The sequence below is a fragment of the Streptomyces sp. NWU339 genome (genome assembly GCF_003143855.1).
Lineage (GTDB): Bacteria > Actinomycetota > Actinomycetes > Streptomycetales > Streptomycetaceae > Streptomyces.
Genome location: NZ_QFRK01000047.1, coordinates 1 through 25,998, shown reverse-complemented (window position 1 = coordinate 25,998; position 25,998 = coordinate 1). Strand labels below are relative to the sequence as shown.

The 25,998-nt window shown below is 71.1% G+C and carries 21 protein-coding genes and 1 riboswitch; of the genes, 4 read left to right on the top strand and 17 right to left on the bottom strand.

Annotated features, from left to right (window positions below; genetic code table 11):
* Window positions 1-49: 49 nt before the first annotated feature.
* Both DIZ27_RS35085 and DIZ27_RS35080 read right to left on the bottom strand, forming a co-directional pair.
* Window positions 50-1,348 carry a class I SAM-dependent methyltransferase gene (locus tag DIZ27_RS35085; RefSeq protein WP_109382476.1) on the bottom strand — a complete coding sequence of 433 codons (1,299 nt, stop codon included), beginning with the start codon at window positions 1,346-1,348 and terminating at the stop codon, window positions 50-52.
* A gap of 234 nt (window positions 1,349-1,582) precedes the next feature.
* Window positions 1,583-2,986: an NAD(P)/FAD-dependent oxidoreductase gene (locus tag DIZ27_RS35080; RefSeq protein WP_109382455.1), complete on the bottom strand. Its 1,404-nt coding sequence runs from the start codon at window positions 2,984-2,986 to the stop codon at window positions 1,583-1,585.
* Window positions 2,987-3,510: 524 nt separating this feature from the next.
* Between DIZ27_RS35080 and DIZ27_RS35075 the strand changes: the two genes are divergently transcribed.
* Together DIZ27_RS35075 and DIZ27_RS35070 are read left to right on the top strand one after the other, a co-directional pair.
* Complete coding sequence (locus DIZ27_RS35075) at window positions 3,511-3,783, top strand: type II toxin-antitoxin system Phd/YefM family antitoxin (RefSeq protein WP_109382454.1); 273 nt, start codon at window positions 3,511-3,513, stop codon at window positions 3,781-3,783.
* Window positions 3,780-4,049 carry a type II toxin-antitoxin system RelE/ParE family toxin gene (locus DIZ27_RS35070; RefSeq protein ID WP_109382453.1) on the top strand — a complete coding sequence of 90 codons (270 nt, stop codon included), beginning with the start codon at window positions 3,780-3,782 and terminating at the stop codon, window positions 4,047-4,049. Before DIZ27_RS35075 ends, DIZ27_RS35070 begins: the two co-directional genes overlap by 4 nt.
* 119 nt (window positions 4,050-4,168) lie before the next feature.
* Here DIZ27_RS35070 and DIZ27_RS35065 read toward each other — a convergent pair whose 3' ends face one another.
* The 12 genes from DIZ27_RS35065 to DIZ27_RS35010 all read right to left on the bottom strand — a co-directional run bounded on the left by DIZ27_RS35065 (window position 4,169) and on the right by DIZ27_RS35010 (window position 16,932).
* Window positions 4,169-5,128 carry a Ppx/GppA phosphatase family protein gene (locus DIZ27_RS35065; RefSeq protein ID WP_181383837.1) on the bottom strand — a complete coding sequence of 320 codons (960 nt, stop codon included), beginning with the start codon at window positions 5,126-5,128 and terminating at the stop codon, window positions 4,169-4,171.
* On the bottom strand, window positions 5,125-5,676 hold the full coding sequence (locus tag DIZ27_RS35060; protein WP_109382452.1) for a DUF501 domain-containing protein: 552 nt from the start codon (window positions 5,674-5,676) through the stop codon (window positions 5,125-5,127). Before DIZ27_RS35060 ends, DIZ27_RS35065 begins: the two co-directional genes overlap by 4 nt.
* Window positions 5,677-5,823: 147 nt before the next feature.
* Complete coding sequence (locus tag DIZ27_RS35055) at window positions 5,824-6,300, bottom strand: septum formation initiator family protein (protein ID WP_109382451.1); 477 nt, start codon at window positions 6,298-6,300, stop codon at window positions 5,824-5,826.
* A 98-nt stretch (window positions 6,301-6,398) separates the two neighbouring features.
* On the bottom strand, window positions 6,399-7,682 hold the full coding sequence (eno, locus tag DIZ27_RS35050; protein ID WP_109382474.1) for a phosphopyruvate hydratase: 1,284 nt from the start codon (window positions 7,680-7,682) through the stop codon (window positions 6,399-6,401).
* 353 nt (window positions 7,683-8,035) lie between these two features.
* Window positions 8,036-8,797, bottom strand: coding sequence for a transglycosylase family protein (locus DIZ27_RS35045; RefSeq protein ID WP_109382450.1), 762 nt, complete (start codon window positions 8,795-8,797; stop codon window positions 8,036-8,038).
* A gap of 4 nt (window positions 8,798-8,801) precedes the next feature.
* Window positions 8,802-8,970: riboswitch (cyclic di-AMP (ydaO/yuaA leader) on the bottom strand.
* A 205-nt stretch (window positions 8,971-9,175) separates the two neighbouring features.
* Window positions 9,176-10,102 (bottom strand): transglycosylase family protein, encoded by a 927-nt coding sequence (locus DIZ27_RS35040; protein WP_309074941.1) that lies wholly within the window; start codon window positions 10,100-10,102, stop codon window positions 9,176-9,178.
* Between the two features lie 401 nt (window positions 10,103-10,503).
* Window positions 10,504-11,784, bottom strand: a complete 1,281-nt coding sequence (locus tag DIZ27_RS35035; RefSeq protein ID WP_109382448.1) for a cytochrome P450 — start codon at window positions 11,782-11,784, stop codon at window positions 10,504-10,506.
* 68 nt (window positions 11,785-11,852) lie between these two features.
* The gene (locus DIZ27_RS35030) at window positions 11,853-12,857 is read right to left on the bottom strand and encodes a nucleoside triphosphate pyrophosphohydrolase (RefSeq protein WP_109382447.1); all 1,005 of its coding nucleotides are present in this window, start codon (window positions 12,855-12,857) and stop codon (window positions 11,853-11,855) included.
* A gap of 84 nt (window positions 12,858-12,941) precedes the next feature.
* The gene (locus DIZ27_RS35025) at window positions 12,942-13,586 is read right to left on the bottom strand and encodes a SurA N-terminal domain-containing protein (RefSeq protein ID WP_109382446.1); all 645 of its coding nucleotides are present in this window, start codon (window positions 13,584-13,586) and stop codon (window positions 12,942-12,944) included.
* 230 nt (window positions 13,587-13,816) lie between these two features.
* Window positions 13,817-15,313 (bottom strand): serine/threonine-protein kinase, encoded by a 1,497-nt coding sequence (locus tag DIZ27_RS35020; protein WP_258308683.1) that lies wholly within the window; start codon window positions 15,311-15,313, stop codon window positions 13,817-13,819.
* Between the two features lie 38 nt (window positions 15,314-15,351).
* On the bottom strand, window positions 15,352-16,044 hold the full coding sequence (locus DIZ27_RS35015; RefSeq protein ID WP_109382444.1) for a hypothetical protein: 693 nt from the start codon (window positions 16,042-16,044) through the stop codon (window positions 15,352-15,354).
* A 159-nt stretch (window positions 16,045-16,203) separates the two neighbouring features.
* Entirely contained in the window at window positions 16,204-16,932 is a 729-nt protein-coding gene (locus tag DIZ27_RS35010; RefSeq protein ID WP_109382443.1) for an HNH endonuclease family protein, read from the bottom strand.
* Between the two features lie 275 nt (window positions 16,933-17,207).
* Here DIZ27_RS35010 and DIZ27_RS35005 point away from each other — a divergent pair, with 275 nt between their 5' ends.
* On the top strand, window positions 17,208-17,393 hold the full coding sequence (locus DIZ27_RS35005) for an antitoxin (RefSeq protein WP_109382442.1): 186 nt from the start codon (window positions 17,208-17,210) through the stop codon (window positions 17,391-17,393).
* 114 nt (window positions 17,394-17,507) lie between these two features.
* On the opposite strand, the gene mfd is transcribed toward DIZ27_RS35005, so the two are convergent.
* From mfd to DIZ27_RS34990, 3 genes are all read right to left on the bottom strand, one after another.
* Window positions 17,508-21,041, bottom strand: a complete 3,534-nt coding sequence (gene mfd / locus DIZ27_RS35000) for a transcription-repair coupling factor (protein ID WP_109382441.1) — start codon at window positions 21,039-21,041, stop codon at window positions 17,508-17,510.
* A 248-nt stretch (window positions 21,042-21,289) separates the two neighbouring features.
* Window positions 21,290-23,869 carry an ABC transporter permease gene (locus DIZ27_RS34995; RefSeq protein ID WP_109382440.1) on the bottom strand — a complete coding sequence of 860 codons (2,580 nt, stop codon included), beginning with the start codon at window positions 23,867-23,869 and terminating at the stop codon, window positions 21,290-21,292.
* Window positions 23,866-24,654 (bottom strand): ABC transporter ATP-binding protein, encoded by a 789-nt coding sequence (locus tag DIZ27_RS34990; protein ID WP_109382439.1) that lies wholly within the window; start codon window positions 24,652-24,654, stop codon window positions 23,866-23,868. The genes DIZ27_RS34995 and DIZ27_RS34990 overlap by 4 nt, the downstream gene beginning before the upstream one ends.
* Before the next feature lie 426 nt (window positions 24,655-25,080).
* On the opposite strand from DIZ27_RS34990, the gene DIZ27_RS34985 reads away from it, so the two are divergent.
* Complete coding sequence (locus tag DIZ27_RS34985; RefSeq protein WP_109382438.1) at window positions 25,081-25,593, top strand: GNAT family N-acetyltransferase; 513 nt, start codon at window positions 25,081-25,083, stop codon at window positions 25,591-25,593.
* The last annotated feature ends 405 nt before the right edge of the window (window positions 25,594-25,998 follow it).

Here is a 25,998-nt window from a genome sequence, read left to right as displayed (position 1 = left end):
GTCATCGCGACGGGGCCCGCCCCTTCGCGTCGGGACCCGGGTGAGCCGTTCAGTTCCAGGTGCGGGTGCGCAGGGGGAGGCCGGAGGTGCCGGAGTCGTGGGTCTTCACGGCCAGCACCTGGTTGACGCCGATGCGGCCGCGTTCGAAGGCGAGCGCGGAGGCGGCCATGTACAGCAGCCAGACGCGGGCCCGTCCCGGGCCGGCGAGCGTGACGGCCCGGCCCCACCCCGCCTCCAGGTTCGCCACCCAGCGGCGCAGGGTGAGGGCGTAGTGCTCGCGGATCGACTCGACGTCACGCGTCTCGAAGCCGGCCCGCTCCAGCAGGGACACCGTGGTGCCCACGGGGGCGAGTTCCCCGTCGGGGAAGACGTAGGCGTCCATGAACGGGTTCAGGCGGTACGCCGACTCGTCCCGCTGCGGGCGGCGCGCGATCTGGTGGTTCAGCAGCCGTCCGCCGGGCTTCAGGAGGCGGTGCAAGGCCGTGGCGTACTCCAGGTACCGCTGGGCGCCGACGTGTTCGGCCATGCCGATCGAGGAGATCGCGTCGTAGGGGCCGTCCGGGACGTCACGGTAGTCCTGGACCCTGATCTCTACGCGGTCGGTGAGCCCTTCGCCGGCGACGCGCTTACGGGCGTGGGCGGCCTGCTCCTGGGAGAGGGTGACGCCGACGACGCTCACGCCGTGCTCGCGGGCGGCGTGGATCGCCATGGAGCCCCAGCCGCAGCCGACGTCCAGCAGGCGCCGGCCCGGCGTCAGGGCGAGCTTGCGGCAGACGAGTTCCAGCTTGTCGTGCTGGGCCTCCTCGAGGGTGCCCTGCGGCGGCGGGGCCGGCCAGTAGGCGCAGGAGTACACCATGGACGGGCCGAGGACGATCTCGTAGAAGTCGTTGCCGACGTCGTAGTGGTGGCTGATGGCGCGTCGGTCGCTGCGCTTGGTGTGCAGGCCGCGGCGGGGCCTGCGGACCTCCTCCGGCGGCGGGCCGGGCGGCAGCGGCGGGCCCGCCAGCCCGAGGAGGCCTCGGACGGCGGAGCGGACCTCGGGGTCGCGCAGCGACCGGGCCAGGGTGGGGGCGTCCTCACCGCGCTCCCAGACGAGGCCGGAGAGCAGGTCGAGGGCGGCGTAGAGGTCGCCGTCGATGCCGAGGTCACCGGCCACCCAGGCGCGGGCGAGGCCGAGTTCGCCCGGCTTCCACAGCAGGTGGCGCACGGCCCGGCGGTTGCGTACGACGAGGGTCGGTGCGCCCGGGGGGCCGGCTTGTGATCCGTCCCAGGCGCGGATGCGCAGCGGGACGGGTGTGCCCAGCAACTGTTCGACGAGGCCCTTCAGCCGCGGAGCGGCGTCTCTCATGGTGTACACCTCCGCTAGGTGCTTCCCCTGCCCGAGCGAGGTCGAGAGCTCGGGGAAGGCGATCCCGGAATGTCCTCACCACGTAAGCACCTGTGGGCCGCCGGACAGTACCCGGCGCGCGTCAGGACCGGGCAAAAGCACCGAAGGGGCCGCCCGCACCACGGATGGCGGGCGACCCCTTCGGGTGACCGATGGCCCTGAGACCGGACGGGACCGGGCCCGAAGACCGGCGGGTCAGGAAGCCTTGGCCTCGGCCTTCTCGGCCTTCTCGGTCTTCACCGGCTCGGCGGCCGCGGGCACCGGGGCCGGCTTCGCGGCCTCGTAGAACTCCTCGCGCGGGGACTGGATCGCACCCAGCGAGACGACCTCGCGCCTGAGGAACATGGCGAGCGTCCAGTCGGCGAAGACCCGGATCTTGCGGTTCCACGTCGGCATCGCCATGCCGTGGTAGCTCCGGTGCATGTACCAGGCGAGACGGCCCTTGAGCTTGATCTTCACCTTGCCGACGACGATCATCGCGACACCCTTGTGCAGGCCGAGGCCCGCCACCGCGCCCTTGTTGGCGTGGCTGTACTCCTTCTGCGGGAAGCCCCGCATGGCGGAGACCACGTTGTCGCCGAGCACCTTGGCCTGGCGCAGCGCGTGCTGGGCGTTCGGCGGGCACCAGGCGTTCTCGTTGCCGGCCTTGCGGCCCACGAGGTCCGGCACCTGGGCGTTGTCGCCCGCGGCCCAGATGTAGTCGCTGCCGGTGACCTGGAGGGTCGGCTGGGTGTCGACGTGGCCGCGCGGGCCCAGCGGGAGGCCGAAGCGGGCCAGGGCCGGGTTCGGCTTGACGCCCGCCGTCCACACGATGGTGTTGGAGTCGACCTCGAGGCCGTTCTTCAGCACGACGTGGCCGTCGACGCAGGAGTCCATGGAGGTGGAGAGGTAGACCTCGACGCCGCGGCCCTCGAGGTGCTCCTTGCCGTACTTGCCGAGCTTCGGACCCACCTCGGGGAGGATCTTGTCGGCGGCGTCGACGAGGATGAAGCGCATGTCCTCACGGGACACGTTCTTGTAGTACTTGGCCGCGTCCCGGGCCAGGTCCTCGACCTCACCGATGGTCTCCGCGCCGGCGAAGCCACCGCCGACGAAGACGAAGGTGAGCGCCTTGCGGCGGATCTCCTCGTCCGTGGTGGAGTCGGCCTTGTCGAGCTGCTCGAGGACGTGGTTGCGCAGGCCGATGGCCTCCTCGATGCCCTTCATGCCGATGCCCTGCTCGGCGAGGCCGGGGATCGGGAAGGTGCGGGAGACCGCGCCGAGCGCGATCACCAGGTAGTCGAAGGGCAGTTCGTAGGCCTCGCCGACCAGCGGCGCGACCGTGGCGACCTTGCGGTCCTGGTCGATGGTGGTGACCCGGCCGGTGAGGACCTCCGCCTTGGGGAGCACGCGTCGCAGGGGGACGACGACGTGCCGCGGGGAGATGTTGCCGGCGGCGGCTTCGGGCAGGAAGGGCTGGTAGGTCATGTACGACCGCGGGTCGACGACGGTGACGGTCGCCTCGCCGTAACGCATCTTCTTCTGGATGCGCCGAGCTGCGTACAGGCCTACGTACCCACCGCCTACTACGAGGATCCTGGGACGCTCCGTGGTGCTCATGCCATCGAGTATCCACCCGCCCTCGGGGGTGGGCTCGTGCGCCCCTTCACAAGCTCGACCAGTGCCTGTGTTACACTTCCCGACTTTTGTGATCAAGCCCATGCCGGGAAACGGGAACGAGTACTCGATGTGACCCGTTGTCAATACCTCGTGAGCTGCCCCTCTTCGGTTTTTGGGGCACTGCGAGGCTGCGGACAGGGCTTCTGCGGCAACCGGCTCGGGTGCACCCGTCCGCACCTTCTGAACGTGTTCAAAGGGGGTTTGAGGGCCCGAAAGGGTCAACCGGGCCCCCTTCTCCGGCTCACCGGGGCCGATTCCTTGTGAAGAACTTCACGAACTTTCCCGCCGACACCCGCCGGGAGGGGCCCATCGGCCCCTTCCGATCACCGCTCAACCGGTATCCGCACTGCTCAGCAGAGTGCTGCTCGCCGGCCGCGACGGACCACGCGATGCCGTCGAGGATGTCCCGCGAACGCGACTCCCACGCCTGGCGACGTGTACACGAAAGTGCGTACACTTGATCCATGACCGACAACACCGTGACCGTCAGGGAAGCGCGCGCACACCTGGCGGAACACATCAACCGGGCCGAGGAAGGCACTCCGACCGTCATCACACGCAACGGCGCCCCAGTGGCCGCGGTCGTGCCGATCACCGACTTCGAGGCACTGGAGGAGGCCGCCGACGTGATGCTGGCTCGCGAGGCGGAAGCAGTCCTGGCCGAGGGCGGACCCACCGTTTCGATGGCCGAGCTGCTGGCGGATCTGTTCGACGAGCGCGGTGAAGGCGCGGCGTGAAGTACGCGTTCAGGTTCACCACGGCAGCACAGCGGCAGCTCCGGTCCCTCAGCCGACTTGACGCCATGCGCATCCTGACCGCGCTGACCGCGCTCGGTGACGATCCGTACCGCGAGGACGCCGACATCAAGAAGCTCACCGGCCCATCGGGGCTCTACCGGCTCCGGGTCGGCAGCTACCGGGTCGCCTACCGGATCAACGACGGTGAACTCGTCATCCTCGTCGTCAAGGTAGGCGACCGACGGGGCGTCTACCGCAACCTGTAGCGTCCCGCCTCTCACCTCGCGTCGACTGCCGAAGACCAGCCGCTCCCGTCGAGGATCACCTTCTATCGCGCCTCGGCTGCCGTGTGGAACGCGATGCCGCCGAGGATCGCGTGCAAAGGTCACTCGGCGAGTGCGCAACTCCAGGCGATCCCGTCCAGGATGTCGTGCTCGCTGACCACGACCTCCTTCGCGTCGATCCGTTCCATGATCGAGAGGAGGACGAGAGCGCCCGCGCCGATCACGTCGACACGGCCCGGGTGCATGGACGGGACCGCCGCGCGCTCGGCGTGGGTGGCACGCAGCAGCCACTCGGTGATCTCGCGGACGCGCTCCCGGGAGACCCGGGAGTGATGGATGGCCGCCGAGTCGTACGCGGGAAGCTCCTGGGCGATCGCCGACACCGTCGTGACCGATCCGGCCAGGCCGACCAGGGTGCGCGCCTCGCGCAGCGGGACCGTCTCCTCGGCCCGGTCGAGGGCGGCCTCGATGTCGGCGCGCATCGCCGCGATCTGCCGCTCGGTCGGCGGGTCCGCCACCGCCCCGTCCCGCACCAGGTGCCGCTCGGTCATCCGCACACAGCCCACGTCGACGGACCGGGCCCCGCGCACGCGGTCGTCGCCGACGACGAACTCGGTGGAGCCGCCGCCGATGTCCACGACCAGGAACGGGCGGCGCAGGTCCGCACGCCCCGTCAGTTCCCTGGTGGCGCCGGTGAAGGAGAACTCGGCCTCCTGGTCGCCGGAGATGACCTCGGGCTCCACCCCCAGGATGTCCAGCACCCCGCGCACGAACACGTCCCGGTTCTCGGCGTCGCGCGAGGCGGAGGTGGCCACGAAGCGCAGACGCTTCGCACCGTGCTTCTCGATGATCTCCGCGTACTCGCGGCAGGCGGCGAACGTCCGCTCCAGCGCCTCGGGGGCGAGCCGGCCCGTGCGGTCGACGTCCTGGCCGAGCCGGACGATCGTCATGCGCCGGTCCAGGTCGGTCAGTTCACCGGTCGCCGGGTCGGCGTCGGCCACCAGGAGCCGGATGGAGTTCGTACCGCAGTCGATGGCGGCCACCCGGGCCCCCGCGCTCACTGCGCGTCCTCCTTCGGGTCGGTCGGCGCGTCGCCGGGCAGGGTCACGCAGGGGCCCTTGCGCCACCACTCCGGCAGCATCGCGAGCGCCTCGTCGCCCAGCGGGTTGACGCCGGGGCCGGCGGCCAGCGAGTGGGCGACCAGGACGTGCAGGCACTTCACCCGGTCCGGCATTCCGCCGGCGCTCGGGAAGTCCTTCAGTTCCTCGATCTCGTCACGGCGCCGGATGTAGTCCTCGTGCGCCGCGCGGTAGGCGGCCGCCAGCTCCGGGTCCGCCGCCAGCCGCTCCGTCATCTCCTTCATCACGCCGTTCGCCTCCAGCGTGCCGATCGCGGAGTTCGCCTTCGGGCACGTCAGGTAGTACAGCGTCGGGAAGGGGGTGCCGTCGGGCAGCCTCGGCGCGGTCTCGACGACGTCGGGCTGTCCGCAGGGACAGCGGTGCGCGATGGCGCGCAGCCCGCGCGGGGGCCGCCCGAGCTGCTGCTTGAAGGCCTCGACGTCCGCGTCGGTCGGCTCGGTGCGCGGGGTCGGGGGCGGGAGGGTGTCCATACGTGTCTTCCTGCGGGTCTCTGTGCGGGGCGTGCGGCCTCTTCCGGGCTCCTGAAGGGCTTCGGGGCCCAGGGGGCTCCGGAAAAGGCTCCGGGAGGTGGTGCGGTCCGGAACGACGGCTGAGGGTAATAAGGCTAAACCCGGGGCTCACCGCGCGGCGGCGTCGGACTTGTCGACCCCGTCCCAGACGTTCGCGTACCAGGGGCGGTCGGCCGCTCCGAGGTCGGTGCGCGACTTCTCGGCCGTGCCCGGGTCGATCACGATGTAGCCGGTCTCGCCGGGCATGACGTAGTGCAGCCGCTCGCGGGCCTGCTGCTCGGCGTAGGCGTCGTCCTGCCAGCGCGCCTTGAGGTCGCGCAGCTGCTCGACCCGTCGGCGGGCCTCGTCCTGCTCCTGCTGGAGGTCGGCGACCTCGGCGCGCTGGGACACGTACTGCCGCATGGGGTAGGCGAGCGCCACGATCAGCGAGCAGACCACCAGGGCGAGCAGCGCGGCCCGGCCGGTCAGCCGGGAGCGGCGGGCCTGGCGTCTGGTCTGCGAGCGGTAGACCCGGGCCGCGGTCTGCTCACCGATCAGCCGGATCCTGGTCGCGGTGGAGAAGCGGTCCCGGTCCTTCACGGCCATGCCCCCGTCTCCCGTTCACATTTCATACGCGCGTACGTCCCCGGACACGGTACGGGACCGTGTCCGAGGACGTACGGACGACTGGCGGAGCCGCGTCGTCAGGCGTTGCGGAACCGCGGGAAGGCGCTGCGGCCCGCGTACACCGCGGCGTCGTCGAGGATCTCCTCGATGCGCAGCAGCTGGTTGTACTTGGCCACGCGCTCGGAGCGGGCCGGGGCACCGGTCTTGATCTGGCCGCAGTTGGTGGCGACGGCCAGGTCGGCGATGGTGACGTCCTCGGTCTCGCCGGAGCGGTGCGACATCATGCACTTGAAGCCGTTGCGCTGGGCCAACTCGACGGCGTCCAGGGTCTCGGTCAGCGAACCGATCTGGTTCACCTTCACCAGCAGCGCGTTGGCGGCGCCGTCCTCGATGCCGCGGGCCAGGCGCTCCGGGTTGGTGACGAACAGGTCGTCGCCGACGATCTGGACCTTGTCGCCGAGCTTGTCGGTGAGGGCCTTCCAGCCGGCCCAGTCGTCCTCGAACAGCGGGTCCTCGATGGAGACGAGCGGGTAGTCCGCGACGAGCCCCTCGTAGTACTCCGTCATCTCGGCGGCGGAGCGCTGCTTGCCCTCGAAGAGGTACGAGCCGTCCTTGTAGAACTCGGAGGCGGCGACGTCGAGCGCGAGGGCGATCTGCTCGCCCGGGGCGTAACCGGCTTCCTTGATGGCCTCGAGGATGAGGTCGAGGGCCTCGCGGTTGGAGCCGAGGTTCGGGGCGAAGCCGCCCTCGTCACCGAGGCCGGTGGACAGGCCGCGGCTCTTCAGCACCTTCTTCAGGGTGTGGTAGACCTCGGTGCCCCAGCGCAGGGCCTCGGAGAAGGACTCCGCGCCGATCGGGGCGATCATGAACTCCTGGATGTCCACATTGGAGTCCGCGTGCGAGCCGCCGTTGAGGATGTTCATCATCGGCACCGGCAGCAGGTGCGCGTTGGGTCCGCCCAGGTAGCGGAAGAGGGGCAGGTCGCTGGCCTCGGAGGCGGCGTGGGCGACGGCCAGGGAGACACCGAGGATGGCGTTGGCGCCGAGGGAGCCCTTGTTGTCAGTGGCGTCCAGGTCGAACATCGCCTGGTCGATCAGACGCTGCTCGGTGGCGTCGTAGCCGACGAGCTCCGGGCCGATCTGCTCGATGACGGCCAGGACGGCCTTCTCCACTCCCTTGCCCTGGTAACGGTCGGGGTCGCCGTCACGGAGTTCGATGGCCTCGAAGGCGCCGGTGGAGGCGCCGGACGGGACGGCGGCACGACCCGTGCTGCCGTCGTCGAGGCCGACCTCGACCTCGACGGTGGGGTTGCCTCGGGAGTCCAGGATTTCCCGGGCTACGACGACGTCGATGGACGGCACGAGCATCTCCTTCATGGATGTGACGTGGATCAGCCGGGCCGCGGGGGCCCTGCGGGACGAGCCTATCCGGCTCCGGGCGATCGGCCATCCGGTCGGCCGCCCCTCGGACGGAACCGAGAGTAAATTGTTTCCGAACGGAACAAAGACGGGCCCGGAAACCGGGCCACCCTCGCGCCCTCCGGTCGGCACCGAGCACCGGACACCGGAAGGTCCGCCATGTACGGAAAAGCCCCGCCCCGGTGCGTACGGGGAACACGCACCGGGGCGGGGAGCCCCCGCGGGGACGGGGGAGGCCCCGTGGGGACGGGGAGGGTACTCCGTGGGGGCGGAGCCCTGAGCCTGCGGCCGCCGCCTTACTTCAGGTGCAGCTGCTGGCCCGGGTAGATGAGGTCGGCGTCCTCGACGATGTCGTCGTTCAGCTCGAACAGCTTGTTCCAGCCGCCCTTGACGCCGCGCTCCTCGGCGATCGAGCTGAGGGTGTCGCCCTTGACGACCTTGTACTCGCCGTCGCCCTTCTCGACCTTCTCGCCGGTCGGGGTGGTGACGGTCTTCTTCTCGGCGACCGGACGCTCGTCGGAGCGGGAGGCCTTCTGCTCGGTGGAGCGCTCGGGGGCGGAGCCGGTGTTCCGCTCCTGGGTGTTCTGCTTCTGGGTGTTCTGCTGAGTGCCCTGCGAGGAACCGCTGTTCTGGTTGCCGGCGCTCTGGTTGCCGGTGCCCCCGGCCGAGCCGCCGCCGGTGTAGGCGGCGTTGGACAGGCCCTTGCCGCAGACCGGCCAGGCGCCCTTGCCCTGGCCCGCGAGGACCTTCTCGGCTATCTCGATCTGCTGGGCCTTGCTGGCCCGGTCGGCGGTGGCGGCGTACTGCGTGCCGCCGTAACCGGCCCAGGTGGAGGCGGAGAACTGCAGACCGCCGTAGTAGCCGTTGCCGGTGTTGATGGACCAGTTGCCGCCGGACTCGCACTGGGCGACGGTGTCCCACTCGGAGGCGGTGGCGGCGGAAGCGTTGCCGGCCGCCATCAGCGGGGCGGCGACGGCGGCACCGGTGACGCCTGCGACGGCGATGACCCGGGTGGCCTTGGACGGACGACGGTGCTTGCCCTTGCCGGAAAACAGCATGGAAGGATCCCCTCACCGACGCCTACGAGGTGAGCTGTCGGGTTCGGGCCGGTTGAGTTGCCCGGCCGCGTCCCTCACGGGACGCGGCTCCACCCCTAGCCGAATCCGGCGTCAATCACCGGCTCCGGCGCCTACCTTGGTTCCCCCGCTCCTGCCTACGGCGCATGACGCGACGAGTGTTCCCGTGCTGCCACTGGCAGGATTCGGCGTGGCGGCAGCCGGGGCCCGCGGTGGCGAGCGGTCCTGACCGTAGACACGCGCCCTGCGGATAATCAAAGACGATCAGGGCTTCTGAGACCTATCTCTCATCGCCTTTATAACGGACATTCAGCGCGAAATGTGACCTCAACTGCCGCCATCGACACGCCCGTTCGAAGGTCAGCCTTCAGCCGATCCGAACCCGAAGGCAAGCGCCTGACCGGGGAGGATGGGGCTGGAGCCCGCCGCGCCCGCACCCTCGCCGCCCCCGCCGTACTGGGCGAGCCATCCGCCGAGCGCAAGGGAGTCGGAGACGACCGAGGAGTCACTCCCGGCGCCCGCGGGGGCCCTGTCGGCCGGGGACGAGACGTCGAGGCCGCGCGAGAAGCCGAGACCGCCACGCGAGGCGTGCCGGCCGGAGGCTCCGGACTCACGGTCCTCGCGCACCTCCTCCTCGGCGCTGGCGCCGCGGTGGCGACCGGTGGGGGCCTCACTCGCGGACGTGTCCGAAGAACCCACCTTCTGCCCCGACTTGTCCGAGTCGTCCCCCTTGACGGGGGTCGAGGCGGAGGGAGAAGCGGAAGCGGAGGGGGAGGTGCCGGGCTCGGCGCCCGAATCGCCGGACTCGGATGCTTCACCCGCCTCCTGCCCCTTATCACCCTCGGCACCCTTGTTGCCCTTGTTGCCCGACGAGGCGTCAGAGGACTGCGAGGGCGACGGAGTGGTGGAGCTTCCGGTGCCGGACGAGTCGTACGACGAGCCGCCGTCCGCGCCGGTGTCGATGACGGACTTGCCCGAATCGGCGCTCAGGCCCGACAGCAGACCGCAGGCCCGCCACGCGCCGACCCCCTGGTCGGCGAGGATCTTCTCGGCCACGGCTATCTGCTGGCCGCGGCTGGCCTGGTCGGCGCTGGACGCGTAGTCGAGGCCGCCGTACTTCTCCCAGTCCTCCTGGGTCAACTGCAGGCCGCCGTAGTAGCCGTTGCCGGAGTTCTGGCTCCATGAGCCACCGGACTCGCACTCCGCGACCCGGTTCCAGGTCGAGCCCTCGGCCGCACTGGCGCCACTGGCCCCGAGGAGCGGAATCGCGATGGCTGAGCCGGTCACTCCGGCAGCGACGACAAGAGCCGGAGCCTGGCGGGGGCGACGGTGACGACCGTTCCCGGAGAGCATGCGGAGACCTTTCGCAGGACAACAGTTACCCGCACGGCGAGTCGAACTGCGGAGCTGTGCAACCGAGGCACCGTGCTTGATGGGTGAACGTAGCCGCAGACAATCACTTGTCACAAGTTCATGCCGCGCAGATCACACGAAGATCACAGAGCTGACCGAGCGTCATGTCCGTGCCGCTCCACCGACGATGCGACGGACCGTGCCCGAAGAGGTCCCGACCGTCACTTCGGAGGTGCACGGAGGTTGCACAAAGGCCACTTCGACGGCAATCCGGCGGCCGTCACGGGCCCGTCCGGCGGATCGCTTCGACAGACCTTCGGCGGCCGTGTGGTGGGTCACTTCGGCCGTGGGCTGAATTCCACCGGCAGGGTGCGCAGTCCGCGCATGATGAGCCCGCCGCGCCAGCGCAGTTCGGCCGGATCCGACGCGAGCCTGAGGTCCGGCAGCCGGGTCAGCAGCGTGGCGAGCGCGGTCTGGCCCTCCAGCCGGGCCAGCGGGGCACCCAGGCAGTAGTGGATGCCGTGGCCGTACCCCAGATGCTGGTTGTCCCGCCGTGCGAGGTCGAGCACGTCGGGATCGGCGAACCGCTCCGGGTCGCGGTCCGCGGCGGCCAGGACGACGAGGACCGGGTCGCCGGCCGCGATGTGCTGCCCGCCGAGGGTGAGCGCCTCGGTGGCGAACCGCCAGGTGGCCAGCTCCACGGGCCCGTCGTAGCGCAGGAGTTCCTCCACTCCGGTCTCCAGCAGCCCGCGCTCCCCGGCGGCGAGGGACCTCTGCAGCCGGTCGCGCTGCTCGGGGTGGGTGAGCAGGGCGTAGGTGCCGTTGCCGATGAGGTTGACGGTGGTCTCGAAACCGGCGAACAGGAGGATGAACGCCATGGCGGCGGCCTCGTTCTCGGTGAGGTGCTCGCCGTGGTCGGAGGCGCGGATCAGGCCGGAGATGAGGTCCTCGCCGGGGGTGGGTTCGGCGGGCAGCGCCTCACGCTTGCGGTGGATCAGGTCGGCGAGATAGCCGCGCATCTTCTTCACCGACCGGGCGACCCCGCCCCTGGGCCCGCCCTGATGCCGGATCATCATGCCCGCCCAGTCGCGGAAGTCGTCCTGGTCCTCCCGGGGGACGCCGAGCAGGTCGCAGATGGCGTAGATGGGGAGCGGGAACGCGAACTCGTGGATGAGGTCGGCGGAGCCGCGGTCCGCGAACCGGTCGATGAGCCCGTCGGTGAGCTCCTGCACCCTGGACTCGAACTCGGCGACGCGGCGCGGTGTGAACGCCTTGCTGACCAGTCTGCGCAGCCGGGTGTGGTCCGGCGGGTCGATGTTGAGCAGATGCGTCATCAGCTCGGCCTTGCGCTCACCGGGGATGCCGGTCTTCCCCTTGGCGTGGGCGGGCTCGTCGTGGTGCGCCGGGTTCTTGGAGAGGCGGTGGTCGGCGAGGGTCTGCCTGGCGTCGGCGTACCGGGTGACCAGCCAGGCCTCCACCCCGCTGGGCAGCCGCGTCCGGTGCACGGGCGCGTGCTCGCGCAGCCAGGCGTAGGCGGGGTAGGGGTCGCTCGCGAACTCCCAGGTGAAGAGTTCGGGGGCGGTGTTCTCGGGCTGAGGCTGGTGCTGGTCGGTCACGCCCCGACCGTATCTGCCCCCTGCCTGCTCCCTCCTCCCCCGACTGTCCTCCCGTTACTTCCCCACCGTTACTTTCCGCCCGTCTCCTCGCCGGCTCCTTCCACGGCCCGTATCGCGTCCCGGTACGCGCGGGCCGCCGCGCGCAGGGCCGCCTCCGGGTCGGCTCCCTCCGCCTCGGCCCGCACCGCCAGGGCGAGCAGTTCGTAGCCGATGCCCTCCACCCGGGGCAGGGGGACGTCCAGTCCCGCCGTGCGGACGCGGGACGCCAGCTTGGCGGCGAGGGCCAGACCGGGCTGGCCGAGCGGGACGCCCTCGGTGACCGAGGTGCGCCGCTTCTCGACGGCCTTGGTGCGCAGCCAGTGCGCCTTGACCTCCTCGGGGGTGGTCGCCGTCTCGTCGCCGAAGACATGGGGGTGGCGGTGGATGAGCTTGGCGACGATGCCGCCGGCCACGTCGTCGACGGAGAAGGGCTCCTCCGGGTGCTCCTCGGCTATCCGGGCGTGGAAGACGACCTGGAGGAGGACGTCGCCGAGCTCCTCGCGCAGTTCGTCACGGTCGCCCTCCTCGATCGCCTCGACGAGTTCGTACGCCTCCTCGATGCCGTACTTGGCCAGGCCCTTGTGGGTCTGCAGTGACGACCAGGGGCACTCGGCCCGGATGCGGTCCATGACCTGGACGAGGTCGAGCAGGCGGGCGCCCGGCAGGTCGTAGGAGGCGGGGAGCAGTTCCAGCTCCGGCATCCGGACGCGGCCGGTGCCCGCGAGACGCGCCAGGCCGTCGGTCAGGGCGGGTTCGCCCTCGCCCGTCGCCACGACGACCACGGTCCGTCCGCCGGCGCAGGCCTCGACCAGGTCCTGGGCGGCCGGTGCCGCCTCCTCGACGGCTATGCCCGCCTCCCGCAGGTACGGCAGCTGCGGATGGGCGCCGTCCGCGCACAGCACCTGGTCGGCCGCGTGCAGGGCCTGCCAGGCGGGCCAGGACAGCAGGCCGGGCGCGACGCGGTGGCTGGTGGTGAGCAGGACGACGCGGCCGGGGGGTGCGGCGGAGGGGGCTGCGGGGCTGGTTGCGTTCACGATCCGAAACTAACCCACCGCGCCGCCGGCCCCCGAAAGTCGTCCACAGGGGGACCGGCTCGGTGTGACGGTATGCCCGGCGCGTCAGGCGATCGGCTGGGTTCCGTCCACCGTGACGTCCCGGACCCACGGGGTTTTGGCGTCGACACGGCTGCTCTTCTCGTCGTCCCAGGTGCCGTACCGCGGGTTGAGGTCGACGTCGAGCTTCCTGCTCGCCTCGGACAGGGCCTGCCAGAACTCCGGGCGGCTGGTGTCGGTGCCGAGCCGCTGGGCGAGCTTCTGCGCCTGCACCTGGAGACGGAGATTGTCGTCGAGGCGCTGCGGCGGGATGCCGTACTGCTGCAGCCAGGCCGTCTCCAGCGCCTCGGCTCCGCCGGCCTGCTGCTCCAGGCCGGCCCGCATCCCCTGGACCTCCTTGGGGCTGACGGTCACCCCGGCGTCGCGCGCGGCGCGCTCCAGCACACGGTCCAGGACCATGCCGTGCAGGGTGTCGCGGGTGAGGCTGCCGGTGCGGGCGATGACCTGCTCGTACTGCGCGTCCGGCACCGCCTCCTGCTGGGCCGCGCGGATCTCGCCGACCCGGTTCTCCAGCTGCGACACCGTGATCCGCTGGCCGCCCACGACGGCCGCCGCGCCGGGATGCGCGTCGTTCCCGCAGGCGGTGAGCAGGGGGGCCGCTGCCGTGAGGGCGGCGGTGAGGAGGAGCGCGGTGCGACGACGGCGGTGCAAGGAAACCTCCTGAGGAGAGCTTGTGCGGCGGTGCACAAAGTCCTGCGGTGATCGATAGTAGGCAGCGGCCGGGCTCTGGCCAACCCATTCGACCAACGATTCACCGGGACTTCCGGCACCGTCGCGCCCTCACCGACCCGGCCGCACCCGGATCAGACCCCCTGGCCGGCTCTGGCCCGCCTCGATCCGCTTCAGCCCGCTTCGGGCTGCTTCGGACCGCTTCGATCAGGTCATCCGCGCATCTGCCCCAGCCAGCCCAGCGTCCGGCGGATGTCGGCGGCGAGCGGGTGGCCGGGTCCCTGGGAGCGCTCCACGTCATGCAGCAGCCGGAGCAGGGTCTCGTGTGCGGCGGGGCGGTCGCCGAGGGCGAGCAGGAGGTGGCCGATGCGGCGGCGGACGTCGTGGGCGAGCTGCGGGTCGCCCGCGGCCACGTACCGGTTCTCGTAGTACGGCAGCAGTGCCCGGTACTCGGCGAGCGCCGCCACCGGGTCGCCGAGCTGCTCCAGGCACTGGGCGGCCTCGTAGCGGTGGCGCAGGGACTCCGGGTCGGCCTGGCCCGCCTCGGCGGCGCGTTCGGAGGCGAGGCGGCGCAGTTCGGGCAGCGCGCGCCGGTACTGGCCGTCGTCCAGGAGGGTGGCCGCGTACTGCTTGCGCAGGGTGCGCACGACCGGGGAACGCTCGCCGTGCTGTTCCGCGGCGACCGGCAGGATCCCGCCGAGGATGTCCACGGCCTGGGTGATGCGGCCCTCGCCGAGCAGTCGCTTGACCTCGTCCACGGCGGCGGCGACATCGGCCTTCTCCGCGACGGGTCCGGGCGGTGTGGCGGGGGCGGGTTGGGGCGCGGGCGTGCGCGCGAGGTCCGGCCAGGGGGCGTGCGGGCGCAGGAAGGGGCGCGTGGGGTCGAGGGGTTCCCCGGTGGGCGTGCCCCGCGACGGCAGCAGCAGTGTCAGGTGCTCGTAGACCTCCTGGGCGGAGGCGGGGCGGTGCTGCGGGTCCTTGGCGAGCAGGCGCAGCACCAGCGCCTCCAGGGCCTCGGGGACCTCCTGGCGGATCTGCCGCACCGGCCGCGGTGCCTCGTAGAGGTGCCGGTGCAGCACACCGAGCGCCGTCGAGCCCGCGAAGGGCACGTCGCCGCTGAGCAGTTCGTGCAGCAGCACACCGAGTGCGTACAGGTCCGTGTACGGGCCGACCGCGCCGCCCATCGCCTGCTCGGGGGCCATGTAGGCGGGCGAGCCGATGGGCGAACCGGTGTGGGTCAGGCGGGTGGTGTCGCTGTCCATCACGGAGGCGACCCCCAGGTCGAGCACGGTGACCGTGCCGTCCTGCTTCACCATCACGTTGCGCGGCTTGAGGTCGCGGTGGACGATCGGCACGGCGTGCACCGCGCTCAGCGCGGCACACAGCTGCGCGGCCACCGCCACCGCCCACTGCCACGGGTACGGGTTGTGCTCGGCGAGGTGGTCGCCGAGGTCGGCGCCGTCGACGTACTGCATGACGAGGAACAGTTCCTCGCCCGCGCTGCCCGCGTCGTGCACGGTGACCAGGCCCGGGTGGTCGACCTGGGCGGTCACCCGGCACTCGCGCACGAAGCGGCGGCGCAGTTCGTCGGCCTCCTGCCCGGCCACCTTGTCCGGGCGCAGCAGTTTCACCGCCACCCGCCGGTCCAGCCGCTTGTCGTAGGCCGTCCAGACCTGTCCCATGCCGCCCTGCCCGATGAGCGTGGACAGTTCATAGCGGCCTGCGATGACACGCGCCGCCGTCACACTCACCGTCCACCGTGGCCGTGGCCGTGGCCGTGACCCTGGTCGCCGCCCTCGTGCCCGTCGCTCCTGCGCAGGTAGTCGCTGAGCTCGTCGAGTTCGGCGCGCACCCTGTCGATCCGGGCCGGCTGCCCGGGACGCTGCTGCGGCACCGGGGGCACGGGGGTGGACGGCGCGGGGTGGTGCGGTCCGGGCGCGGTATGCGGTGCGGACGGCCCGGGTGTCCCGGGCATCTGCGCCTGGGGCCGCGGTACGGGTGTGGGCGCGTACGGCGAAGCGGGCTGCGGGTAGCCGTACGGGGAGGGGGCACCGGTGCCCGACGCGTGCATCGTCGTGGCGTGGGGCGACGGCGGGCCGTGCACCCCGTACTGGCGCAACCTGTGGTGGAAGCGGATGTCCACGGTCAGGTAGTACGCGGCGGCGCCGGTGCCGAGGAGCAGGAGCCCGGCCAGGGCGACGTCGGTACGGGTGTCCGTCTCCGGCAACGAACCGATCACCATCAGCAGGACGATGGACACGGGCAGGCTCGCCCAGGCCGCCACCCAGTCGGCGACGCGTCCCCGCAGGAGCGCGACCCGGAACAGCGGCGCGCAGGCCAGCAGCCCGCAGGACAGGAAACCGGCGGCGACGAACAGCACGCGCAAGGTGATGACCGTTGCCGTGCTGCGGGTGGGCGGTGCCACGCCGTGGCCGTACATGACTGCTCCTGAACCGGTGTAGCCGATGGGACGGGATGAGTCCGCGCGGGGCGGAACCCGGGTGGGAGTCCGAGCGTATAGGCCACCGGGGACAACCGGTCCGGGTTGTACCGAACCGTTGTCGTACCGATCGCTTCGCCGCCCCTCACCGTGCGGCGGTCAGCCGCCGCACTGCTCCAGCATCATGCGCTTGTCGGCCGTGGTCACCGGCATCTCGTACTTGACGGCGACCTGGGCGAAGCGGACCGCGTACGCGCACCGCACGCGCTTGTTCGGCGGGAGCCAGGACGCGGGCCCGGAGTCGCTCTTGGCGGAGTTGGCGCGGCCCTCGACCGGGATGAGGTTGAGGGTGTCGTTCGCCAGCTGCTCCCGTTTCTCCTTCGACCAGCGGGAGGAGCCCATCTGCCAGCTGTAGGAGAGCGGGACCACGTGGTCTATCTGGACCTCGGACGCGTTCTCCTTGCGCCACTCGATGGTCTTGCCGGTGTACGGGTCGGCCAGGGTCATGGCCACCACCACGCAGGTGGAACCGGAGCGGAAGCGCACCTCCTGCCCGTCGCGCTGGAGGAGGTCGTTCCGTGTGTCGCAGCCGTTTCGCGCGAGGGGCACGCCGTCGGCGGTGTCCTTCCAGGCGTAGCCGAACTCGTCGCGGTCGTAACCCGTCTTCGGTCCGCGGCCCTTGGTGGTCACCTTCTCTATGAGGTCGACGGCCGCCGCCCGGTCCGCCTCCCCGGTCAGCGGTGCGAGGCCCGGCTCGGTGCCGTCCGGGTTGTCCAGGGGGCTGACGGCGCGTCCGTCCACTGCCGCCGGGCTGTCCCCGGCGGGGGAACCGGTGTCCACCCCACCCTCGCAGCCGGCGAGGAGCGTCACGGCGGCCAGCGCCGCCATCGCGGTCCCCGTACGGCGCGAAAGCCCCGGCCCGCCGCCCCGTCGCACCCGTCCGGCCCGCCCCGCACGTCGTGCCCCGTCCCACGTCGAGTACCGCGCCACGGTGCCCCTCCCTTGCTGTTCTGTACGTTCTTCCTACCCGCCCCCGAACGGCCGGTATCGCATCGGGTCCCACCGTAGCCAGCGAGAGGTCCAGACCTCATCCCCGCAAAAGGGGCATTACCCGCACGTCGCGCGTAGGGTCGGTGCTGAGTCACCCTCGGAAGGAGTTCCGGATGGGCATCTTCGACAAGTTCAAGAGCAACAGGTCGGCACAGGAGAAGGCCAGGAAAGCCTCCGACGCCGCCGAGAAGAAGCTCAACGAGCGGACCGGCGGAAAGTACGAGGACCAGATCGACGCCGGGCAGCAGCAGGCCGAGGAGCGGCTCGGCATGAAGCGCGACCGCCCCGATCAGCCGTAGGCCCGAGTCCGGACCGGAAGCCGCCCACGGCATCCCCTGCCGTGGGCGGCTTCGTTCATGCCCCGTGTACCTCGCGTGCCCCGCGCATCCGGGCCGGCCGGCGGGGCTTTGCGGTCACGACCCCAGGATCGACGTCAGGAACTCCCCGACCCACGCCAGCAACTCCCGGCCGACCAACGGCTTTCCGCCCACCTTCGCCGTCTTCGGCCGGGGCACCAGCACCTGGTGGGCGGCCGGCTTGAGGACCGTGCCGGGGTAGAGCCGCTTGAGGCGCAGTTCCTGGGACTCGCGCAACTCCACCGGGGCGAACCGGATGTTGTTGCCCTGCAGGACGATCTCCCCGACGCCGCACGCGCGTGCCAGCATGCGCAGGCCCGCCACCAGCAGCAGGTTCTCCACCGGCTCCGGCAACTTGCCGTAGCGGTCGACGAGTTCCTCGCGCACCCCCTTGACGTCCTCCTCCGAGTTGGCGGAGGCGATCGCCCGGTACGCCTGGAGGCGCAGCCGCTCGCCGGGCGCGTAGTCGTGCGGGACGTGCGCGTCGACGGGCAGCTCGATCTTGACCTCGAGCGGCGGCTCCTCCTGGATCTCGCCGGTCTCCAACTGGCGCCGGTAGTCCGCGACGGCCTCGCCGACCATCCGGACGTACAGGTCGAAGCCGACGCCCGCGATGTGGCCGGACTGCTCGCCGCCGAGCAGGTTTCCGGCGCCGCGGATCTCCAGGTCCTTCATCGCCACGTACATGCCCGCGCCCATCTCGGTGTGCTGGGCGATCGTCGCGAGCCGCTCGTGCGCGGTCTCCGTCAGCGGCTTCTCCGGCGGGTACAGGAAGTAGGCGTAACCGCGCTCGCGGCCTCGTCCCACCCGGCCGCGCAGCTGGTGCAGCTGGCTGAGGCCGAAGTTGTCACCGCGCTCCACGATCAGGGTGTTGGCGTTGGAGATGTCGATGCCGGACTCGACGATCGTCGTCGACACCAGCACGTCGTACTTCTTCTCCCAGAAGTCGACGACGACCTGCTCCAGCGCCGACTCCGACATCTGCCCGTGCGCGGTCGCGATCCGCGCCTCGGGCACGATGTCCCGCAGCCGGGCCGCCGCACGGTCGATCGACTCGACCCGGTTGTGGATGTAGAAGACCTGCCCCTCCCGCAGCAGTTCACGGCGGACGGCCGCGCCGATCTGCTTCTCCTCGTAGGGACCGACGAAGGTGAGCACCGGGTGGCGCTCCTCCGGCGGCGTGGTGATCGTCGACATCTCACGGATGCCGGTGACCGCCATCTCCAGGGTGCGCGGGATGGGGGTGGCGGACATGGTCAGCACGTCGACGTTGGCGCGCAGCTTCTTCAGCTGCTCCTTGTGCTCGACGCCGAAGCGCTGCTCCTCGTCGACGATGACCAGGCCCAGGTCCTTGAACTTGGTCTCGGAGGAGAACAGCCGGTGGGTGCCGATGACGACGTCCACCGACCCCTCCTGCAGGCCCTCCAGGACCGCCTTCGCCTCCGTGTCGGTCTGGAACCGGGACAGCGCCCGCACGTTCACCGGGAACTGTGCGTACCGGTCGCCGAACGTCCCGAAGTGCTGCTGCACCAGCAGCGTGGTGGGGACGAGGACGGCGACCTGCTTGCCGTCCTGGACGGCCTTGAACGCGGCGCGCACCGCGATCTCCGTCTTGCCGTAGCCGACGTCGCCGCAGATCAGCCGGTCCATCGGGACCGACTTCTCCATGTCCTCCTTGACCTCGGCGATCGTGGTCAGCTGGTCGGGCGTCTCCGCGTACGGGAAGGCGTCCTCCAGCTCGCGCTGCCAGGGCGTGTCGCCGCCGAAGGCGTGCCCGGGTGCCGCCATGCGCGCGCTGTACAGCTTGATCAGGTCGGCGGCGATCTCCTTGACGGCCTTCTTCGCCCGCGCCTTCGTCTTGGTCCAGTCGGCGCCGCCGAGCCGGTGCAGGGTGGGTGCCTCGCCGCCGACGTACTTGGTGATCTGCTCCAACTGGTCGGTGGGGATGTAGAGGCGGTCGCCGGGCTGGCCGCGCTTGGCGGGGGCGTACTCCACCACCAGGTACTCGCGGGTCGCGCCCTGCACGGTGCGCTGCACCATCTCGATGTAGCGGCCGACGCCGTGCTGCTCGTGGACGATGTGGTCGCCCGGCTCCAGGGTGAGCGGGTCGATGGTCTTGCGGCGCCGGGCCGGCATCCGGGCGCCCTCGCGGCCGGACGCCTTCTGGCCGGTCAGGTCGGTCTCGGTGAGCACGGCGAGCTTGAGCGCCGGGTCGACGAAGCCGTGGTCGATGCAGCCGCAGGCGACGTGCACGACGGACGGGGCGATCGCGCCCAGGTCCGCCTCCAGTCGGGCCGCGATGCCCTCGCCGCCCAGCACCTCCACCGTGCGGGAGGCCGAGCCGTGGCCCTCGGTGACGAACACCGTGCGCCAGCCGTCGGCGAGCCAGCCCTTGGTGTCGGCGAGCGCCCGCGCGGTGTCCCCGCGGTAGGTCTCGGGGGCGTGCATGCCGAGCTTGAGGGTGTCTCCGTCCAGCTGTTCGTCGGCGGCGAACGGCGACACCGACCACCACATCATGTCCAGCTCGCGCGCCCGCTCACGGACGTCCGCGAGGGACCACAGGGAGGCCGCGCCGACGTCGATGGGCGCCTCTCCTCCTCCGGCGGTGGCCGCCCAGGACGCCTGCAGGAACTCCTGCGAGGTCGCCACCAGGTCGGCCGCTCGCGTGCGCACCCGCTCCGGGTCACAGACGACGGCCATGGCACCCTCGGGCAGCACGTCCAGCAGCAGCTCCATGTCGTCGACGAGGACGGGGGCCAGGGACTCCATGCCCTCGACCGCGATCCCCTCGGCGATCCTGCCGAGCAGCTCGCCCAGCTCGGGGTGCTGTTCGGCGAGGACCCGTGCGCGTTCCCGCACGTCGTCGGTGAGCAGCAGCTCCCGGCAGGGCGGGGCCCACAGGCCGTGGTCGGCGATCTCCAGGGAGCGCTGGTCGGCGACCTTGAAGTAGCGGATCTCCTCGACGTCGTCGCCCCAGAACTCGACGCGCAGGGGGTGCTCCTCGGTGGGCGGGAACACGTCGAGGATGCCGCCGCGCACCGCGAACTCGCCGCGCTTCTCGACCAGCTCCACGCGCGCGTACGCGGCGGCGGCGAGCGCCTCGACGACCTCGTTCAGGTCGGCGGTCTGTCCCGTCCTCAGCGCGACGGGCTCCAGCTCGCCCAGGCCTTTGACCTGTGGCTGGAGCACGGAACGCACGGGCGCGACGACGACGGAGACGGGACCGGTCTCGGGGTCGTCCGACCGGGGGTGGGCCAGCCGGCGCAGGACCGCCAGGCGGCGTCCGACGGTGTCGCTGCGGGGGCTGAGCCGCTCGTGCGGCAGCGTCTCCCAGGACGGGTACTCCACGACCCCCTCCGGCGGGAGGACGGAGCGCAGGGCCGCCGCCAGGTCCTCCGCCTCACGACCGGTCGCCGTCACGGCCAGCACGGTACGGCCGGTGTCCCGGGCCAGGGCCGCGACCGCGAAGGGGCGGGCGGCCGGGGGGCCGACCAGGTCGACGTACATCCGGTTGCCGTCGGCGGCCGCCGAGATCGCTTCCGCGAGGGCGGTGTCCTTGACGACGGCGTCCAGCAGACCGTGCAAGCTCATTCGAGGCGCTTCCATCCGGGGTGTGCAACACGACAGGCCCGACACGCGCCGCGGGCCGGGGGTGTCCAGCGTACGACGCCGCGCCCGCGGACACCGGAAGCCTGTGGACAACGCCCGGTGCCGGCCCACCGCCCGAGCCGGTCGGCCGGAAGTCCGGGAACCGACGGGCCCGGCGCCGGGAAGTCCCTCAGGACTTCCCGGCGCCGGGCGCTCCCCCGCTGCCCCCGTGTGCGGTGGCCGGGCGGTTGCTATTCGGTGGCGATCGCGTTCAGGACGTTCATCCGGCCCGCCCGGAACGCCGGGATCAGGGCCGCGAACAGTCCCACGAACGCCGAGCCGATGAACACACCGATGATCGTCGGCCACGGGATCTCGAGGACCTTCAGGCCCTCCAGCGCGAGGAGCTGCTGGGCGGTGGCACCCCAGCCCATGCCCAGCCCCAGGCCCAGCAGGGCACCGAAGAGGGCGATGACGACCGACTCCAGGCGGATCATCCGGCGCAGCTGGCGGCGCGAGAGGCCGATGGCCCGCATCAGGCCGATCTCCCTCGTCCGCTCGACCACCGACAGGGCCAGGGTGTTGACCACACCCAGGATCGCGACGACGATCGCCAGGGCCAGCAGACCGTAGATCATGTTCAGCAGCTGGCCGATCTGGTCCTTGAGCGCTTCCTTGTAGTCGGTCTGGTCGCGCACGGTGTACTGCGGGTAGTCGTGCAGTGATTCCTTCAGCGCCGTGTACGCGGCGTCCTGCTGGCCGTCCTTCGCCGAGACGAAGAGCAGCATGTCCAGCGGCATCCTGTCGGCCGGGACGTACTTGGCCATGGTGTCGATCGACGTGTACATCGCACCCGCGTCGACCACGGCGTCGCTGCTGGTGATCGCCCGGACGGTCAGGCCGGCGGTCGACCCGTCCTTGAACGCGATGTCGATCTTCGATCCGAGGCCGATGCCGTGGTCCTCGGCGAACTTCTCGTGGACGGACATCGAGTCGGGCCGGTAGGCGTCCGCGAGCTGCCCCTCGACCGTCTCGACCCGCAGGTCGGTGGCGTACGTCGGGTCGGCCGCCGAGATCGACGTGTTCTTGAGCGTCTTGCCGTCGGGCGTGGTGAAGTCGGCCTCGGTCCACTTGTACTCGGTGACCCGCTCCACCTGCGGGGCGTTCTTCACGGCCTCCACGGCCTGCGGAGTGATCAGCTGGCCGCTGTCGGACTGGATGATGAAGTCCGTGCCGACGCTCTTGTCCAGCTCGTCGGTCGCCGAGGCCACCATGGAGGAGCCGACCACCGACAGGCACGCCACCAGGGCGAGCCCGATCATCAGCGCGGCGCCCGTGGCACCGGTGCGGCGCGGGTTGCGCAGGGCGTTGCGCTCGGCCATCCGCCCCACGGGGCCGAAGACCCGCAGCACGACGACGCCGAGGACACGGACCACCCCGCCGGCGAGCAGCGGACCGATGAGGACGAAGCCGATCAGCGACAGCACCACACCGAGGCCCAGCCACATCGAGCCCTCCGCGGCCTTCTCCGCGGACCCCGCGAGATACAGGGCGAACGCGCCGACCGCGGTCAGCAGCGTGCCGACGCCGCCCCGGATCCAGCCGGCCCTGGCGTCCGCGGGGGCACCCGCGTCACGCAGTGCGGCCATCGGGGAGATCTTGCCGGCCCGCCGGGCCGGCAGATAGGCGGCCAGGACGGTGACGAGGACACCGAGGAGCAGTCCGATCGCCGGAGTCGTCCAGGCGACGGTGAGGTCGTCCGTGGACAGTTCCATGCCCGCCATGCCCATGAGCTTCATCAGCCCGACGGCGAGGCCGACGCCCGCGCCCACACCGAGCACCGAACCGACGACGCCGAGGAGCAGCGCCTCGATCAGCACCGAGCGGTTGACCTGCTTGCGGGAGGAGCCGATGGCCCGCATCAGGCCGATCTCCCGGGTGCGCTGGGCGACCAGCATGGAGAAGGTGTTGATGATCAGGAAGATGCCGACGAGGAACGCGATCCCGGCGAAGCCGAGCATCGCGTACTTCAGGACGCTCATGAAGCCCTCGACGTCCTTCTGGCCCGCCTCCGCGCTCTCCTTCGCGGTCAGCACCTTGTAGTCGCCGCCCAGCGCGGCGAGGACGTTCTTCTTCAGCTGCGCGTGGCTGACGCCGTCGGCGGCCGTGGCGTTGACGTTGGTGAAGACGTCGCTCTCGCCGAGCAGGGCCTGCTGGGCGGTCTTCGTGTCCAGGAAGAAGATCGCGGCACCGGGGTTGGTGACGGTGAAGTCGGCGATGCCGGAGATCTTCGCGGTGTGCGTGCCGACCACGCTGATCACGCCGATCTCGTCACCGAGCTCCAGGCCGTGCTTGTCGGCGGTGTCGGTGTCGACCAGGATCTGGTCGGGGCCTTCGGGCGCCGCACCGGAGGTGATCTTCATGGTGCGGGCGTCGTTGGCGGTCCAGTTGCCGACGATGGTCGGGCCGCCGCTGGTGGGCGAGAGGCTCTCCTTGGCGCCGTCGACGACGGTCAGCGAGGTGGAGTGCAGCGCCCCCTCGGCCGACTCCACCCCGTCCACCTTCCGCACCTCGGCGAGCACCGAGGCCGGGATGACCGGCGGCTTGCCGTTGTCGGAGGTCGTCTCGCCGTCGTCGGAGGCGTCCTTGGCGCTGACCGTGACGTCCGACGCCGTGGCCGCGAACAGTTTGTCGAACGTCGTGGACATCGTGTCGGTGAACACGAGGGTCCCGCACACGAACGCCACGGACAGCAGCACCGCCACCGCCGACAGCGCCATCCGCCCCTTGTGCGCGAGGAAGTTGCGCATCGAGGTCTTCAGCACGGTCATGACGTGCGCCCCCGGGCGTCGAAGTCCTTCATCCGGTCCAGGACCTGTTCGGCCGTCGGCTGGTGCATCTCGTCGACGATGCGGCCGTCGGCGAGGTACAGCACACGGTCCGCGTAGGAGGCGGCGACCGGGTCGTGGGTGACCATCACGATGGTCTGGCCCAGGTCGTCGACCGAGCGGCGCAGGAAGCCGAGGACCTCGGCGCCGGCGCGTGAGTCGAGGTTTCCGGTCGGCTCGTCACCGAAGATGATCTCGGGCCGGGCCGCCAGTGCCCGCGCCACGGCGACGCGCTGCTGCTGACCGCCGGACAGCTGGGTGGGCCGGTGCTTCAGCCGCCCGGCGAGCCCCACGGTCTCCACGACCCGGTCCAGCCACTCCTGGTCGGGCTTGCGGCCGGCGATGTCCATGGGCAGCGTGATGTTCTCGAGCGCGTTCAGCGTCGGCAGCAGGTTGAACGCCTGGAAGATGAAACCGATCCGGTCCCGGCGCAGCTGCGTGAGCTTCTTGTCCTTCAGGCCGGTGATCTCGGTCTCGTCCAGATGGATCTGCCCGCTGGTCACGGTGTCGAGCCCGGCCAGGCAGTGCATCAGCGTGGACTTGCCGGACCCCGAGGGGCCCATGATCGCGGTGAACTGGCCGCGGGCGATGTCCACGTCGACGTGGTCGAGCGCGACGACGCGGGTCTCACCGGCCCCGTACGCCTTCACGACCTGCCGCGCCCGCGCGGCAACGGCCGTACGCCCTCCAGTACCCCCGTGCCTGGGAATGGTCACAGCCGATGTCACGGTAATTCTCCTATGTCGGTAAGCAATGAGGACAGCGGTGCCCGGCGCGACCGCCGTCGTGCCCGACGGCCGCTTCGTGCGTGTTCGTTCGACGTGGTTCAGTCTGGCGGCGGGGAGGATCGTGCGCCCTGGTGCCCGGCGCAGTCTTCTCCTGAGGAAAACCCCACCCCCGGTGGTGTGCCTTGCCGCCCCCCAGCGGCGTAAAGCCAGATTAAGGACCGCCCCGCCCCGTCTCGTCATCCGTCGGTACGAACCCTCCCCGAGCCGTAGTACGGAGGTACCCCTAAGGGCTCTCCCCCGACAGGCGGAGCACTTCTCAGGGTTGCCTCCTCCCGACGGCCCACTCAGCCTCCACCCTCCCGCCGCGTCAGGGTCAAGCCGTGAAACCCCGATGCTCCGGGAGCGGTTCCCGCATACCGTTCCGGCATGCCGATCCTGGAACGCCTCCGCGCGGAGCACGCGCCCGCACTGCTGGCCTTCGAGCACGACAACCGCGCCTACTTCGCCCGCTCGGTACCGGACCGGGGGGACGCGTACTTCACGCCGTCCGGCTTCGCCGCCCGCCACGCCTCACTCCTGGCCGAACAGGAGGCGGGCATCTGCCACTTCCATGTCGTCCTGGACGAGGACGGGAGTGTCGTCGGCCGGGTGAACCTGATCGACGTCGCGGACGGCTCGGCCGAACTCGGCTACCGCGTGGGGGAACACGCGGCGGGCCGCGGTGTGGCGACGGCAGCGGTGGCCCAGGTCTGCCGTCTGGCGGCGCGGCCGTACGGCCTCACGACGTTGACCGCGGTCACCACGTCGGACAACCTCGCGTCGATGGCCGTCCTCACCCGCAACGGCTTCACGCCCGTGCGGGACATCACGATCGGCGGCCGCCCCGGGACGAGCTACGTCCGCCGGCACCTCCCACCCTGCGACGGGCACAGCCACTGACACAGACACAGACACACAACAGAAGCCCGGGTTAACGCGGGTAACACCCCTCGTTCGACCCACGGACGGTCCGGACATCACATACCGACCGATCAGTTTGGCCAAAACGCGGCGCAGGACCGTACGCGCGAGTAGCGTGCGTGGCTCGTTCTCCCCACCCCCCAACTCCCTGCCGTCCCCACACGGACCGAGCCTGCAAGGAGCACGGGATGTCCTACGACCCGTATCCATCACCACGGGACCCCTCCCCGTGGGACCCCGCCCCATGGGACCCGCCGACGCCCCCGCACCGGAACCCGTGTCCCCCCACCCCGAACCGCGACGCGTACGTCCCCTCCCACCCCACCTACCCGTGGCAGCCCGCTCCCCCGCCCCCSCCCCGACCGCGGCGGGCGGCGACCCGGG

Bases quoted from the DNA above. Each gene is read 5' to 3' on its own strand.
- mfd (WP_109382441.1), bottom strand. From the start codon at position 21,041: ATGAGCTTGCACGGTCTGCTGGACGCCGTCGTCAAGGACACCGCCCTC.
- DIZ27_RS35055 (WP_109382451.1), bottom strand. From the start codon at position 6,300: ATGGCCGTGAAGGACCGGGACCGCTTCTCCACCGCGACCAGGATCCGG.
- DIZ27_RS34995 (WP_109382440.1), bottom strand. From the start codon at position 23,869: ATGACCGTGCTGAAGACCTCGATGCGCAACTTCCTCGCGCACAAGGGG.
- DIZ27_RS35010 (WP_109382443.1), bottom strand. From the start codon at position 16,932: ATGGCGGCGCTGGCCGCCGTGACGCTCCTCGCCGGCTGCGAGGGTGGG.
- DIZ27_RS35080 (WP_109382455.1), bottom strand. From the start codon at position 2,986: ATGAGCACCACGGAGCGTCCCAGGATCCTCGTAGTAGGCGGTGGGTAC.
- DIZ27_RS35085 (WP_109382476.1), bottom strand. From the start codon at position 1,348: ATGAGAGACGCCGCTCCGCGGCTGAAGGGCCTCGTCGAACAGTTGCTG.
- DIZ27_RS34985 (WP_109382438.1), top strand. From the start codon at position 25,081: ATGCCGATCCTGGAACGCCTCCGCGCGGAGCACGCGCCCGCACTGCTG.
- DIZ27_RS35005 (WP_109382442.1), top strand. From the start codon at position 17,208: ATGGGCATCTTCGACAAGTTCAAGAGCAACAGGTCGGCACAGGAGAAG.
- DIZ27_RS35060 (WP_109382452.1), bottom strand. From the start codon at position 5,676: ATGGACACCCTCCCGCCCCCGACCCCGCGCACCGAGCCGACCGACGCG.
- DIZ27_RS35075 (WP_109382454.1), top strand. From the start codon at position 3,511: ATGACCGACAACACCGTGACCGTCAGGGAAGCGCGCGCACACCTGGCG.
- DIZ27_RS35045 (WP_109382450.1), bottom strand. From the start codon at position 8,797: ATGCTGTTTTCCGGCAAGGGCAAGCACCGTCGTCCGTCCAAGGCCACC.
- DIZ27_RS35015 (WP_109382444.1), bottom strand. From the start codon at position 16,044: ATGTACGGCCACGGCGTGGCACCGCCCACCCGCAGCACGGCAACGGTC.